10 protein-coding genes are annotated in these 13760 nt (G+C 69.6%); 3 read left to right on the forward strand and 7 right to left on the reverse strand.

What is annotated here, in order from left to right:
- Positions 1 to 117: 117 nt before the first annotated feature.
- From ACZ6B1_RS02300 to ACZ6B1_RS02310, 3 genes are all read left to right on the forward strand, one after another.
- Positions 118 to 1077 carry a carbohydrate ABC transporter permease gene (locus ACZ6B1_RS02300; RefSeq protein WP_468774151.1) on the forward strand — a complete coding sequence of 320 codons (960 nt, stop codon included), beginning with the start codon at positions 118 to 120 and terminating at the stop codon, positions 1075 to 1077.
- A 17-nt stretch (positions 1078 to 1094) separates the two neighbouring features.
- On the forward strand, positions 1095 to 1970 hold the full coding sequence (locus ACZ6B1_RS02305; protein WP_468774153.1) for a carbohydrate ABC transporter permease: 876 nt from the start codon (positions 1095 to 1097) through the stop codon (positions 1968 to 1970).
- A gap of 122 nt (positions 1971 to 2092) precedes the next feature.
- Positions 2093 to 3697, forward strand: a complete 1605-nt coding sequence (locus tag ACZ6B1_RS02310; protein ID WP_468774155.1) for a glycoside hydrolase family 13 protein — start codon at positions 2093 to 2095, stop codon at positions 3695 to 3697.
- A 66-nt stretch (positions 3698 to 3763) separates the two neighbouring features.
- Here the strand turns inward: ACZ6B1_RS02310 and ACZ6B1_RS02315 are convergent, their stop codons facing one another.
- The 7 genes from ACZ6B1_RS02315 to ACZ6B1_RS02345 form a co-directional block, all read right to left on the reverse strand.
- Positions 3764 to 4735 carry a hypothetical protein gene (locus ACZ6B1_RS02315; RefSeq protein ID WP_468774157.1) on the reverse strand — a complete coding sequence of 324 codons (972 nt, stop codon included), beginning with the start codon at positions 4733 to 4735 and terminating at the stop codon, positions 3764 to 3766.
- A gap of 22 nt (positions 4736 to 4757) precedes the next feature.
- The gene (locus ACZ6B1_RS02320; protein ID WP_468774158.1) at positions 4758 to 5273 is read right to left on the reverse strand and encodes a hypothetical protein; all 516 of its coding nucleotides are present in this window, start codon (positions 5271 to 5273) and stop codon (positions 4758 to 4760) included.
- Between the two features lie 330 nt (positions 5274 to 5603).
- The gene (locus tag ACZ6B1_RS02325; RefSeq protein WP_468774160.1) at positions 5604 to 9626 is read right to left on the reverse strand and encodes an SGNH/GDSL hydrolase family protein; all 4023 of its coding nucleotides are present in this window, start codon (positions 9624 to 9626) and stop codon (positions 5604 to 5606) included.
- A gap of 559 nt (positions 9627 to 10185) precedes the next feature.
- Positions 10186 to 10908, reverse strand: coding sequence for an inositol monophosphatase family protein (locus ACZ6B1_RS02330; RefSeq protein WP_468774162.1), 723 nt, complete (start codon positions 10906 to 10908; stop codon positions 10186 to 10188).
- 38 nt (positions 10909 to 10946) lie between these two features.
- On the reverse strand, positions 10947 to 11582 hold the full coding sequence (locus ACZ6B1_RS02335) for a 2'-5' RNA ligase family protein (protein WP_468774163.1): 636 nt from the start codon (positions 11580 to 11582) through the stop codon (positions 10947 to 10949).
- Positions 11579 to 12436 carry a carbohydrate kinase family protein gene (locus tag ACZ6B1_RS02340; protein WP_468774165.1) on the reverse strand — a complete coding sequence of 286 codons (858 nt, stop codon included), beginning with the start codon at positions 12434 to 12436 and terminating at the stop codon, positions 11579 to 11581. The genes ACZ6B1_RS02335 and ACZ6B1_RS02340 overlap by 4 nt, the downstream gene beginning before the upstream one ends.
- Positions 12433 to 13752, reverse strand: a complete 1320-nt coding sequence (locus ACZ6B1_RS02345; RefSeq protein WP_468774167.1) for a DUF4145 domain-containing protein — start codon at positions 13750 to 13752, stop codon at positions 12433 to 12435. Before ACZ6B1_RS02345 ends, ACZ6B1_RS02340 begins: the two co-directional genes overlap by 4 nt.
- Positions 13753 to 13760: the final 8 nt, after the last annotated feature.

The raw sequence follows: 13760 nt of genomic DNA on the forward strand, positions 1-13760 counted from the left end.
CGGAGGGCGGGCCCACGGGCCCGCCACCGCCGGGAGCACCGTGTCCGCGCCCCGGCCCCCCCGGCCCCGCGGCGCGTGCGCCCCCGCAATCCGGCAGCCGAGCACCAAGGAGCGACGATGGCGGCCCCCAGTCTGATCCCGAGCACGGCGGACCCCGCCCGCCCGGCACCCCCGCGCGCTGCGGGCCCGCCACCACCCGGCGGCCGGTTCGCCCGCGGGCTGCGGCGCAACCTCACCGCCCACGGCTTCCTCATCGGCGCGGTGATCTGCTTCGCGGTGTTCTCCTGGTACCCGATGATCAGGGAGTTCGGCCTCGCGTTCCAGAAGACCGGCAACGGCGGGACCAGCTGGGTCGGCCTGGACAACCTCGAAACCGTCTACCACGACCCCGCCTTCTGGCAGGCCTGGCGCAACACCCTGCTGTTCACCCTGCTGGCGCTGCTCCTCGGCTTCGCGGTGCCCTTCCTCACCGCGATCGTCATCAACGAGTTCCGGCACGGCCAGGGCTTCCTCCGGCTCCTCGTCTACCTGCCCGTGATGCTCCCGCCGGTCGCCTCCGTGCTGCTCTTCAAGTACCTCTACGACCCCGGATACGGCCTGCTGAACGAGCTGCTGGGCTTTCTGCACCTGCCCGAGCAGCAGTGGCTGCAGGACCCCGGCCTGTCGATGCTGTCCGTGGTCATCGCCTCGACCTGGATGAACATGGGCGGCGCGACCCTGATCTACCTCGCCGCGCTCCAGGGCATCCCCGGCGAGCTGTACGAGGCGGCCGAGCTCGACGGCGCCGGCCTGCTGCGCAAGGTCTGGCACGTCACGATCCCGCAGACCCGGCTGATCCTGTCACTGATGCTGCTGATGCAGGTCATCGCGACCATGCAGGTCTTCGTCGAGCCGTTCCTGCTCACCGGCGGCGCCGGCCCCGAGGGTTCGACCACCACCGTCGTCTACCTGATCTACCAGTACGCCTTCAACTTCAACAACTACGGTGCCGCGGCGGCGCTCGGCCTGCTCCTGCTCGTACTCCTCGCCGGTTTCTCGGCGGCGTACGTGCGGCTCAGCCGCGCCGGCGACGAGTAGACGGGGGAGACACCCGCATGTCCACACGCACACTCATCTCACCGGCCCAACTCGCCAAGCCGTGCGGGAAGTTCCTCTACTGGGCGGTCTTCGCCGTGGTCGTCGGGGCCTTCGCCCTGGTGTTCCTCGGGCCGATGTACTGGCTGGCCTCCAGCGGCGTGAAGGACGCGCAGGAGGTGATCCAGACCCCGCCGACCCTGGTACCGAAGTCCTTCACCCCGGGCAACTACACCCGTGCCTGGGACGTCATGGACCTCTCCCGGCTGCTGCTCAACACGACGTTCTACGCGTTCGGCGCGCTGGCCTGCCAGCTCGTCCTCGACGTGGCCGCCGCCTACTCGCTGTCCAAGCTCCGCCCGGTGTTCGGCAAGGCGATCCTCGGCATGATGCTGGCCACGCTCATGATCCCGGCCACCGTGCTGGTCGTACCCCAGTACCTGACCGTTCTCGACGTGCCGATCGTGCACCGGAACCTGCTGAACACGCCCTGGGCGATCTGGCTCCCCTCGGTCACCAACGCCTTCAACATCTTCCTGCTGAAGCGGTTCTTCGACTCCATCCCGAAGGAACTCCTCGACGCGGCCGCCATGGACGGCGCCTCCCCGGTGCGGATCCTCTGGTCGATCGTGCTGCCCATCTCCCGGCCCATCCTCGGCGTGGTGTCGATCTTCGCGATCGTCGGCGTCTGGAAGGACTTCCTCTGGCCGATGCTCACCCTGCCCGACCCGTCGAAGCAGACCCTCAACGTGGGGATCTACTCGCTCTCCACCGGGGTCCCCGTGAACATCCTGATCGCTGCCCTGACGATCGCCTCGGTGCCGACCCTGCTGATCTTCCTGGTCTTCCAGCGGAACATCATGAGCGGCCTGACCGCCGGCGGCCTCAAGGGCTGACCGCACCGCCCGCCGGTTCCCGGCCTCTCCCTCCCCTTCCCAGCCTTCGCCGCCGGCCCGTCCGACGCCCCGCAGCATCCGGGCCGGCGGCGAAGATCCACCCTGCCCGAAAGGAACGTCAGTTGGCAGCCCCTCACTCGCCCCGCACCGACGACTGGTGGCGCGACGCCGTCATTTACCAGGTGTACCCGCGCAGCTTCGCCGACGGCGACGGCGACGGCACCGGGGACCTCGCGGGAGTCCGGGCGAGACTGCCCCACCTCGCACAACTGGGCGTCGACGCCGTCTGGTTCACCCCCTGGTACGCCTCCCCGCTGGTGGACGGCGGCTACGACGTCTCCGACTACCGCACCATCGACCCGGCGTTCGGGACCCTCGCCGAAGCCGAGAAGCTCATCGCGGAGGCCGCCGAACTGGGCATCCGGGTCATCGTCGACATCGTCCCCAATCACGTCTCCGACCAGCACCCCTGGTTCCGCGCCGCGCTGGAGGCCGGGCCCGGCAGCCCCGAGCGGGAGCTGTTCCACTTCCGCCCCGGGCGCGGCGGGAACGGCGAACGCCCGCCCAACGACTGGCCGTCACAGTTCTCCGGACCCACCTGGACCCGGGTGCCCGACGGCGACTGGTACCTGCACCTCTTCACCCCGGAGCAGCCCGACCTCAACTGGGCCCACCCCGCGGTCCGCCGGGAGCACGAGGAGATCCTGCGCTTCTGGTTCGAACGCGGCGTCGCCGGCGTACGCATCGACTCCGCCGCCCTGCTCGTCAAGGATCCCGCGCTCGCCGACTTCGAGGAGGGCGTGGACCCGCACCCGTACATCGACCAGGACGAGCTGCACGACGTCTACCGCTCCTGGCGGTCGATCGCCGACGAGTACGGGGCGGTGTTCGTCGGCGAGGTCTGGCTGCCGGACGCCGAACGCTTCGCCCGCTATCTCCGGCCCGACGAACTCCACACCGCCTTCAACTTCAACTTCCTCGCCTGCCCCTGGGAACCGGACCGCCTGCGGAGCGCCATCGACGACACGCTCGCCGAGCACGCCCCCGTCGGGGCCCCCGCCACCTGGGTCCTGTGCAACCACGACGTCACGCGTACCGTCACCCGCTACGGGCGCGCCGACACCTCCTTCGACTTCGCCGCGAAGGCCTTCGGCATCCCGACCGACCTGGAGCTGGGCACCAGGCGGGCCCGCGCCGCCGCCCTGCTGACCCTGGCCCTGCCCGGCTCCGTCTACCTGTACCAGGGTGAGGAGCTGGGGCTGCCCGAGGCCGACGTCCCGCGGACGAGCATCCAGGACCCCATGCACTTCCGCTCGGGAGGCACCGACCCGGGGCGGGACGGCTGCCGCATCCCGCTGCCGTGGGAGGCCGGCGCCCTCTGGTGCGGCTTCGGCGCGGGTGCCGCACCCTGGCTCCCGCAGCCCGAGGACTGGGGCCACTACGCCGTCGACCGGCAGGCGGCCGACCCGGACTCGATGCTCGCGCTGTACCGTGCGGCCCTGCTCCTGCGCCGGTCCGTGCCGGGTTTCGGGGACGGCCCCCTCACCTGGCTGCCCTCCGGTGACGGTGTCCTCGCCTTCGCCCGGGAGCACGGACTGGTCTGCGTCGTCAACCTGTCCGGGCGGTCGGCCGAACTCCCGGCGTACGAGGACCTGTTGCTCGCGAGCGGTCCGCTCGACGATACGGGCCGGCTGCCGCGGGACACGGCGGTCTGGCTCCGGACCTGACCCGCGACCCGGATGCGGCAGGGCCCCGGCCACCGTGTCACACGGTGCCCGGGGCCCTGCCCCACGTCAGTCCTTCAGCGCCGTGCCGGCGGCGGTGAGGGCCTTGGTGTTCTCCGCCTTCGCGGCCGTCAGAGTGCTCTTGTGGGCCGTGATCTGCTTCTTCTGGATCTTGGTTTCGGCCTTGAACCAGACGTCCACCAGGTTGGTCCGCTGCTTGCAGTCGATCTCCGCCAGGGCGACGTCGATCTCCTTCTGGGTGGCCGGGTCGGTGTGCGGGACCAGGTCGGCCGACTCGGTCGGCGTCGCGGCCTCGTAGCCCTTGCCCTTCATGCACCGCGACCAGGCGCCCATGGCCTTCTTGACGGCCGGGACCTGCATCGACTGCACGAACGACTGGCCGTTCAGCTCCGAGACGAGCTGGAAGTCGACGGCCGGCTTGCCGATCTTCTCGGCCGCGTAGCCGACACAGCCCTTGGCGTGGATCTTCTTGCCGTTGTAGGTCTTCGGCGCGGCCTTGGCGACGAAGGAGCCGTCCGCCCCCGCCTTGGTCGGCTTGCCGTGCCCGGTCAGCACCTCCACCTGCGTCTCGCTCAGGCTGGGCACCTTCTGCCGGGGCTGGTCGGTCAGGGCGCCGGGCAGACCGTAGCCGTACTTCGCGGCGTTGGCGCGGTCGGTGAGGCCGTAACGGCGCTCCATGTTGGCGTCGTTGTCGTTCGGCGGCGGGGTGGCGCCGGCCACGGTGAGCTTGACGTCGAAGCCGTAGCCGGCCATGCACTTCTCCTGGAGGTGGCGGGTGGCCGTGTCCAGGGTGACGGTGTCGGCGTAGGTCTGCATGTAGGCCTCGAGCGGCAGCGACAGGCCCTTGGCCAGGCCGCGCTGCGGGGTCGCCTTGGGCCAGTTGGCCTTGTCGACGAGCGGCTTGTTCGCCGCGACCGGGGCCGCCGCGTCATGGCCGGAGCCGCTCGATCCGCAGGCCGAGAGCATCCCGGTTGTCGCGATCATGACAGTTGCGGCGATGAAGGCGCGCTTGTTCCACATGGGGGTGACTCCTCGGTTCGGATCAGGCGAAGTGCTGGGAGGCGTTGTTGTTCTTCAGCGCCGAGATCAGGTTGGTGAGGTTGCAGTCACCGTAGGGCTCGTTGTGCGCGAAGTACTGCGAGGTGCCGCCGTAGCCCGAGTTGTAGTACACGCGGTAGTTGTCGGCCGGGGCGCAGTTCTGCACCGAGGCCGCGTTGTTCTTCGTGTACTGGCCGGAGCCGGTGCCGTTGCCGTTGAACACGTAGCGGTACGTGCTCAGCGTGGAGCCCTGGTACTGGCTGGTGCCCCAGTAGTCGTTCACGTTGCCGTAGAACGACGACCAGCTCGTCACGTATCTGCCGCCGCTGACCGCCAGCTCCTTGGAGTTGTACAGCAGCCACAGATCGCCTTCGGAACAGGTGATCCAGGGCACGTCGCAGTTGTCCGTGACCTTGTACTCGGCGGCGTGGGCGGGGGTGGCGCCGGCCATGAGCGCGGCGGTCGCGGCGAACGCGGAGGCCACCGCGCCGATCCTGGACCGCAGGCGGATGTTCTTCATGCTGGAGGAACCCTTCGCTCGGGTTGTGATGATCATTTGAAGTGGATCTTACAGAGAGAGCTTGGAAAGGTGACAGGAATTCCACTGTCCGCGGACGGCCTCGCCGTGTTCGCGCCCGTCCCCGGCCGGGGACGGGCGCGAACACGGTCGAAGCAGACGTCCGCAGGCGGGTGCGTCACGCGTCCGCCGTCCTCACCAGGGGAACGCGCCGGACCCGTGGAAGGAGACGAACAACCAGATGACCAGAGGGAAAAGGACCAGGAAGACGAAGGCGGCCAGCGCCTTCGCCCATCCGGCGGTCCTCCCGCGACCGTCAGCCGGCACGGCGGATCACAGCTTGCCCACGGCGCGGACGAACGCCTGGGCGTAGGCGCTCGTACCGGTCCCGGTGGGGTGGAAGCTCTCGCGGCTGACGCACCAGCTTCCTCCCAGCTCGCAGCGGAAGTCACCGTCCCCCTGGGGGGCGACGACGATCTTGTTGATGCCCTCGGGGTCGTCGCAGGCGCGCCGGCCCTCGAAGTCGGGGTCGGGCGATTCGTAGGTCACCGGAATGCCCGACGAGTGCAGTGACGCGACCATTTGCTGCTGCTCGTCGGCCATGGTCCGGGCCATGGCGTTGATGCGGATCATCCCCGCCCCGCCGACGCCGCTCACACAGGTGAGGGAGTCCTCGTTGAACAGCTGGGGGTAACCCAGCAGGATGATCTTGGCGTTGGGTGCCTGGTCGTGGATCTCCCGCAGGGTCTTCTCGACCTTCGGAACGGTCTCGTCGATGGCCCGGTCGACGTCGTCCTCGGAGGGACAGCCCTCGAGCGCGCACGACTGCATGATGCTCGGGAAGCCCGCGTCGTTGCCGCCGACCGTCAGGGCGACCAGGGTGGTGTCGCTGCTGAGCACCCCGGACTTGATCTGGGCCATCTCGTGGAACTGCCCGTCCGCATGCGCGTACTTGCTCCGGTCGTCCCATGACACCGGCCAGGTGTCGTAGTCGTTGCCCTGGTCGTCCGTCGCCTTTCCGCGCACGTTCCACGTCAGTGCGCCGGAGCAGGCCACGTCCAGGAAGTCGGCGGAGGTGGCGTGCTGGTCGGCGATCTGGCCGAGGGTGGACGACTGGCCGGGCAGGGTCGCCTTGCGCGACCAGGAGTTGTCGCTGCGCCGGCAGGCGTTCCAGGTCTCCTTCTCGCTGTCCCGGTCGGACTCGGGGGAGTAGGCGCCCGCGCCCTCGCCGGAGGAGTAGGAGTCGCCCAGCACGGCGACCATGTCCTTCGGCTTGCCCGGGAGATCCTGGAAGGCGACCGAAGTGAACGCGATGTCCTCGTCGGCCGTGCCGTCGTCCGTGGTGTTCGTCAGCTGCACGCGGGGCGTACCGGTGAAGTGGTAGACGCCGAGCTCCACCCAGGTGCTCTTGCCGTAGTGGGTGTTGATGTAACGGTCACGGTCACCGCCCGCGACACCCTTGATCACGTAGTGGGCCTGCTGGGTGTGGGCCCCGGTGTCGGGGACGTGCACGAACACCCTTGCCCAGTCCAGGCTCTGGCCGAGTGTCCAGGTGCCGGTGATGGTCATCGGGCCGTAATCGCCGCCCAGATGCTCGGAGTCGCGGGTGTGGGCGTACCAGAAGTGACCGCCGTAACCGCCGCCGACCTGGTGCAGGTCCGCCTTGGCCTCGTAGTGGTTCGCGGCGTCGGCGTTGAAGTCGAACTGGAAGCTGCCCGAGGACGTCACCTGCCCGCAGTCGCCCCAGGACTCGGTTCCGTTGGCGACGGAGGCGACGACATGGGTGCCGGGGGCGCCGGAGCAGACCGGTTCGCCGTGCTGCAGGCGGTAGCCGCGTCCCGGCTCGGTGACCAGGGTCTGGTACTTGATGCTCTCGTGACCGCAGTCGGTCGCGCAGTCGTCCTTCCAGGTCGCGTTCGGCGCGTGCCACCAGTACTGCGAGTAGCACGCCTCGGTGTCGCAGTCCGGCGGGTTGATCGAGTCGCAGTAGTTGTACTCGTTGCAGAACGTGCTCAGGGGCGGCGAGACCTGGCTGCGCTGCTCCTTGGTCACCCACCAGGCGGGCCGGAAGCCGGCCGAGGAGAACCCGGACTCGCCGGGCCAGTCCTGGCGGCCGGACGTGGCGTAGGAGTAACCGGTGTCCATGGACCAGGCGGCCCAGCCCATCACCTTCTCCTCGTACGGCCAGTCCTGCGGGTGCGCCGCGTCCTTGTTCGCCTCCGTGCCGTCCACGTCGGTGTCCATGAACGGGTGGCCCCAGCTCTTCTTGTAGATCGGGTTCGCCGGGTTGTTGTACCAGCCCAGACCCCAGGGGCCGTCGACGTGCGGGGTGGGGGCGTTGAAGCCGAGGTTGTAGTTCCACACGGCGGTGAACCAGTTCTCCACCCGGGAGGGATCGTCGTCGTTGACGGTGACCTTCTGCCCGTCGGTGTGCACCTCGTTCCACTTGTCCGCGAGGATCTTCATGGAGGCGGCGATGTTGGTCGCGTAGTCGACGGCGACGGCCTTCTGCAGGGCCGGCGACAGACTCGTCTCACCGGTCTTCTCGTGCCCGGCGAGCCGCATCCCGTCGGTGACCTGGCCGACGCCGTAACCGCAGTCGGACTTGTCCCAGTTGATGTGCCAGTACACGTCCGGGTCGCTCGGGTCGGCCTTGTGGCCGTAGTAGCCGTCCACCGCGGCCAGCGGGCTGCCCATCTGGCCGGGAATGGAACCGGATTCGGCCTGCCAGAGGTTGGACTCCTGGGCCATGATGCCCAGCATCACATTGGCGGGGATCCGCCCGCCACCGGTCAGCGTGGGCGCCGGGAACAGGCCCTGCGGGTCGATGGTGCCGATCCCGGTCTGGTTGCGGTAGCCGCCCTGGCGGATGTACTGGGAGCGCAACTGGCCGCGTACGGCCATGTCCACGGCCCACTCGACCTGGTTCGGCGTGGGCTGCAGCGCCTGCGCGTTCACGTCGTTGCGGGAGACGGAGCACCAGCGGTCGGGGTCCGTCGGATCCTGTGAAGCGACGGCCGCGGCGGCGGTGAGCGTCGACCGCTTGGGCTCGCCCGCGCCGGAGTCCGGCACGCTCGCGCCGGTCAGGGCGGGGGAGAGCCGGCTCTTCCCGGCGGAGTCGTCGGTCCTGGTGACCGTCTGCTCGATCCTCGCGCCGGTACCGGTGGCCGTGGAGGTCACCGTCACCGGCGTGTTGGCCGCGACGGTGGCCGGGGACTGGGCGGCCTCGCCGCGCGGTGCGGGGTCGGCCTTGGTGAAGCCCTTGCCCGCCTTCGCGATGTGCTCGAGTCCCGCCCGCACCCCGGGGGTGAGGACCGGGTCGACGGCCAGCCGCCCCTGGCTGGAGATGACCGTGTCGGCCGGAGCGCCGACGCGGGTGATGCCGGTGCCCGCCGTGTGGGTGGCGCCGGCCGGGTGCCCGGTCAGGAACACCGCGTCGGAGCCGCCGCGTTCGAGGTCGAGGTCACCGAGCTTGCCGGTGGCGACAACGGCCGGCGCGCCGTGCCCGCCCCACACCCTGGCGCGCGCGACCTTGGTGCCGCGCCGCTCCACGAAGGCGATCCTGCCGCCGTCGACGGGGTGGATGTCGTACGGCACCCCGCCCGCGGTGAACAGCTTCTCGGCCTTGCCGTTGCGGTGGCCGAGCCGGACCACACTGCGGCCCAGGGCGCCGACCGCGCCGCCCTCGACGGGCACCGCGCTGGTGACCTCGCCGCGTGCGGAGGCGTCGCCCACGGTCTTGCCGGTGGTGTCCACGGTCACCACGCGGGTCCGGGTGGCGGCCGGGTCGTTCATGTCGCGGAAGGCGGTGAACGCGGCGGTGCGGGTCGACGGGTTGCAGGACGGGTCGAAGTACGCGAGCGAGGCGGTGAAGGGCAGCTTCGTGACCTTGCCGGTGGCCAGGTTCACGACGGCGGCGAAGGCGCCGCCCTGCATCAGGTCCGGCTTGTTGGTGAAGGTGCGCGGCGCGTAGACCACGGCGGCGTGGTCGCGGTCCATGACGCACTCGTTGCCGAGCCACGAGTCCGCCGGCATGCCGGGCTCGCTGAGCACGGCGGCGGTCCGCCAGTCGTATGCCCTCGCGCTGTCCGCGACCAGGACGTGCAGCCCGTCGACGTCGGCGGCGGCGGTCACGGCCCGGTCCCTGCTGCTCCGCCACCCCTTTCCGAGCTTCTTGTCCGGGCTGGTGACCCGTCCGCCGGGTGCGTTCGTGGCATTGCCGGGCTCGGTGCTCGTGGGCCTCGGTGCGGCGTGGGGCGCCGCGAGCGCGCTCGCGCTCTGCAGCAGCCCGCCGGCCAGCACGGCGCAGGCCAGCACGGCGCCGAGCCGCCCGCGTATGCGTCTGTTGGATCTCAAGGAGATTGTCCTCGCTTCTCGGTGGGGTTCCCGCGCCCGTGTCCGGGCACGACTCGGCCCGGAAGGGGGCCCATGGGCCGGGCGGGAGCTTGGGGAGCCGGCCGCTGGCGTCGGGCAGGAAGCGGGCCGCGGGATCGGCGAGCGCCGCGGCCCGCCCTGTCACCCGCGGTTCATGAAGCCGCGCCGCTCATCGAAGAGTTCCGCGGCCTGCAGGCCGGCGCGGCGGCGACACAGAGCTGTTCTCGGACACGTGTTGAGCCCCCCTCATGGCCACCCATGACAGGCGAGCGCGCCCTCCGGCACGCGACAGCCCCCTGGATGCCCCCGCTGGTGTCGCACGCTCACGACACAGAACCGACGTTTGGTCTAGTCCACCCGTTTCCAGCGCGGTCATCCTATGCCTCGCATGGACATGCCACGCAAGATTCCGGGCTCCACCCTTGATCGGCTTTGACCGACCCTTGGCGGGAGCAATGCCGTTCGTTGAACAACGGGCGGGGGCCCTCGCTCCTTCTGGCATCCGCTGCCACGAGGTTCGGGGGCGTCAACGACGCGGGCGTCAGGCGCGTTCCCAATGCTCGACAAGGGCACGAGCCGATCCGGGAGCAGCCGCCACCAGCAGGGGTGAGCCGAAGGTGAAGGCCTCTCCTGCCGCTCCGAGGACCATTCGTCCCCGTTGGCGGCAGAGCGCGACCCCGGCCGCCACGTCCCAGGGCTTGGGAGCGACGCACACGCACGCGTCGAGCCAACCCTCGGCGACGCCCACGAGGTCCAGCGCCATCGAACCCTGCATTCTGAGGCGGTACGCCTCCTCCTGAACGCGATACAGGAACTTTCGGACACGGAGGGGGCCGGAACCCGTTCCTGAGACACCGACCACCGCGCGCCGCAGCTCTCCTATGCCTGTCGCTTCGTCCGCCGCGGCGGTGACTGTGGGGTCGGTCGTCCAGCGCCGGCCGAGCGCGGGCGCGTGGATCACGCCGAGCACGGGGGCACCGTCCCGTACATGGGCGAGGGAGACGGCGTACATGGGTGCGCCGCGGGTGAAGTTCATCGTGCCGTCGATGGGGTCCAGCAGCCAGCAACGGTCCGGCAACCGGTAGTGGTCCGGCGCCGACTCCTCGCCGATGACCGGGATGTCCGGCGAGAGGGCAGCCAGGACCCGTGTCATACGGGCCTCCACCTCGGTGTCGGCGTCCGTCACCTCCTCGCCGGAGGCCTTGAATCGTCGCGCCGTCCACTCGTCCGAGGCGGTCGACAACCAGCCGACCGCCTCGTCCATGGCTCGTTCGGCGATTGAGCGGTATTCCCGGAGCCCGGTCACAGCCGGGCCAGCGGCAGCTCCACCAACTTCTCTGCGTGAGCCCCGTGTTGCCCCATGACGTAGAAACTGAGCCGGTCGAAGACCCAGGTGCCGGGCAGGGTGACACGCTCAGGCGTGGTGCGGACCAGCTCGAGGGCGACCGCCTCTGGCGCGCGGCCCAGCGTCATGTGCGGGGCATAGGCGTCCCCGACGTAGCGGTAGCCGTATTTCTGGTAACTGATGCGCTCACTGTCCGTGAAACGGGACACGTCCTTGTCCGCGTCGAAGGCACCCCGGTCGAGGTGCGAGTCCAGAACGGCCACCACGGACTCCTGCAGGGCCATCATCAGAGGCGGCCGTTCCAGTGCGAGGAAGAGCCACCCGGTGGGCTGGTAGACCACGCCCGGGCTGGAGAGAACGAGTGCATCGGGCAGGCCGATCTCCGCGGCGGACGCGGCGATGCCTGCCAGGGTCTCGGCAGGATCGAGCGAGTCGCGGAAAGGGCCCTGGAAGACGGTGACATGAGGAAGGTTGCCGTCCGCGCTGAGCGGTGGCTCCAGGTTGACGTCTCCACCGACGCTCGCTTGCAACCGGACGGCGGCATGCAGCTGATCGGCGCGCGGAAGCAGCGCGACACCAAGCCATCTCGTCATGGGTGAGCTCCTACTTTCCTGAGTACGTGCAGTGCCGCATCGAGCCCTCGTCGCATGCAGGTCACCGGTGGTTCTCCGTTCAGCCAGCCGGCGATGACACCAGCGTCGAACGCGTCACCTCCGCCCGTCCTGTCCACCGGATCCACCGGAGTCGTCGGCTGGTGGAAGAGCTGTCCCCCGGCAGTGGCCCACAGGGCGCCCTCGGGCCCCATGGTCACTATCACATCACCCGAAACCAGATCGGCACATCGCCGCGCGTTGGCGGTCGCATCGGCCGAAACGGCCCCCGGCATACGGGACGCTTCGTCGGCGTTCATGAAGTTGAGCGACGCCTTCGCCGCCAACGCGCTCATGTCCCGGCCGTTCCACTCGACGGAGACGCTGCGCCCGGCTGCGTGAGCCAGATCGACGATGCGCCTCAGGGCCAGGGTGGGTTCGCCCACGACATGGACGTGGTCGCAGCCGCGCACGTCGTCCTCGGTGACGGCGTCGAACGCGAGACCGCGATCGGCGCCTGCGAACGTCATCATCCGCTTGCGACCTCCCGAGGAGAGGACGACGGCGGTGCTGGTCCGGGCTCCGTCCTGCACCCGCACCAGGGAGGTGTCGACGCCGCCCTCACGCAGTGCCTGGAGGCACAGCGAGCCGGCCGCGTCGTCCCCGACCGCCGAGGCGAGCCGGACCGAGCAGCCCTGACGGACCAGGCCGGCGGCCGTGTTCGCCCCGGCGCCTCCGGGAGTCACCGCGCACGCCGTGCCGCGCAGCTTCTCGTGCTCCAGAGGCAGCCGGTCCGCCTGGGCGATGACGTCGAAGTTCGTACCGCCGACGACCAGCACCCGCTTCTCACGACTCACGGCGAGCCCCAGCGGTAGCTCTCGAAGAGCACATGGCGCACCAGCCGCTCCCTGCTGTCGGCCAGGGTCTCCGGTGGGAAGGACGCGTGTGTCACCAAGTCCCGGATCATGCGCTCGTAGTGTGCCTCGTCGGTGCCGACTCCATGGAACGACCGCATCAGTTCCGTGAACAACTCCCTGGGGGGCAGCTCCAGTTCCTCCAGCCAGGCCCGGTTCGCTATCAGTACGTTTGCGGCGGCGGAACGCAGCCGTGTCCGGGTGGCGGCGGGCAGCATCTCGGAGTTCAGGAGTTCGAAGTACGCGTCGTCGTCGTGCGCGTGCATGCGGAGGTTCTGGCCGCCGACTGCCAGTACGTCACGGTTGAGGTGGAAGAGTTCGAGGCCCAGATGATGTGGAACGTCGAGGATGCTCACCCCGCGGCACCGCAGGCCCGCCTCGTCGGTGCCCAGGGCGGACAGCAGGTTGTCGAACATGTCGCTGTGCTTGGGTACCGCGATCTGAGCCCCCTCGGGATTCGCCAGGAACTCCTCGGCCGTCGCGCCGCCCCAGCGCCCTGCACGAGCCGCGAGGAGGTAGAAGTTGCGGCCGCCCATCGAGTAGCCGACCCGTCCGACAGGTACGACCTGGTCGCGGACCGACTCCTCCGTTTCGAGCAGGCGCAGTACACGCTGCTCGTTGTAGACGGCTGCGTCGAGGAGCCGGGTCGACACGTCCCTTACGAGGCTGTCGGCCCAGGGGAGCTGGACCGGTACGACGCGGTGGTTGCGTCGTGCCATCGCCTTCTCGAAGCCGCAGCCCAGTAGCACCGCCTTCACCACGATCAGCGTCGAGTCGGCGAGCCGCGTGGTGCCCGTTCTGCGCTGGTGTGCCGAGAGCCGGTGCCTGGCGTCCTCCTCGGCGAGCGACTTGCTGGTCTGCCCGTACCAGACGGCCAGCTGGGTGAGTGCGTCCAGGCACGGTCGCACGTCGTCGGCCGAGATCTCCTCGGCCGACGCGTCTTGCGCGTGACTGCCGTAGTTGCCGTAGTTCTGGATCGTGCGAATGGCCAGCACGATTTTCGGTGGCACCAGGCCTTTGCCGGTGAGTACCGTCAGAAGGGACTCAAGGGTCGGCTTGCTACCGACGGCCTCCCGTAGCGCGATGTCCAAGAGGATCGACTCCGCTGCTCTCCTCGCAGTACCGAGGAAGACCTCGGGATCCGATTCCGCGTACCTCAGAGCTTTCCTGTACAGCCGGAGCGGCTCACCCTCGCTGCTGGTCACCCCGTTGCCCGTATCCTTTTCTCCCAGCTCCGCAGGCCAGGAAGGTAGCAGCACGCTGGCCG

The organism is Streptomyces sp. NPDC041129, from assembly GCF_055592265.1.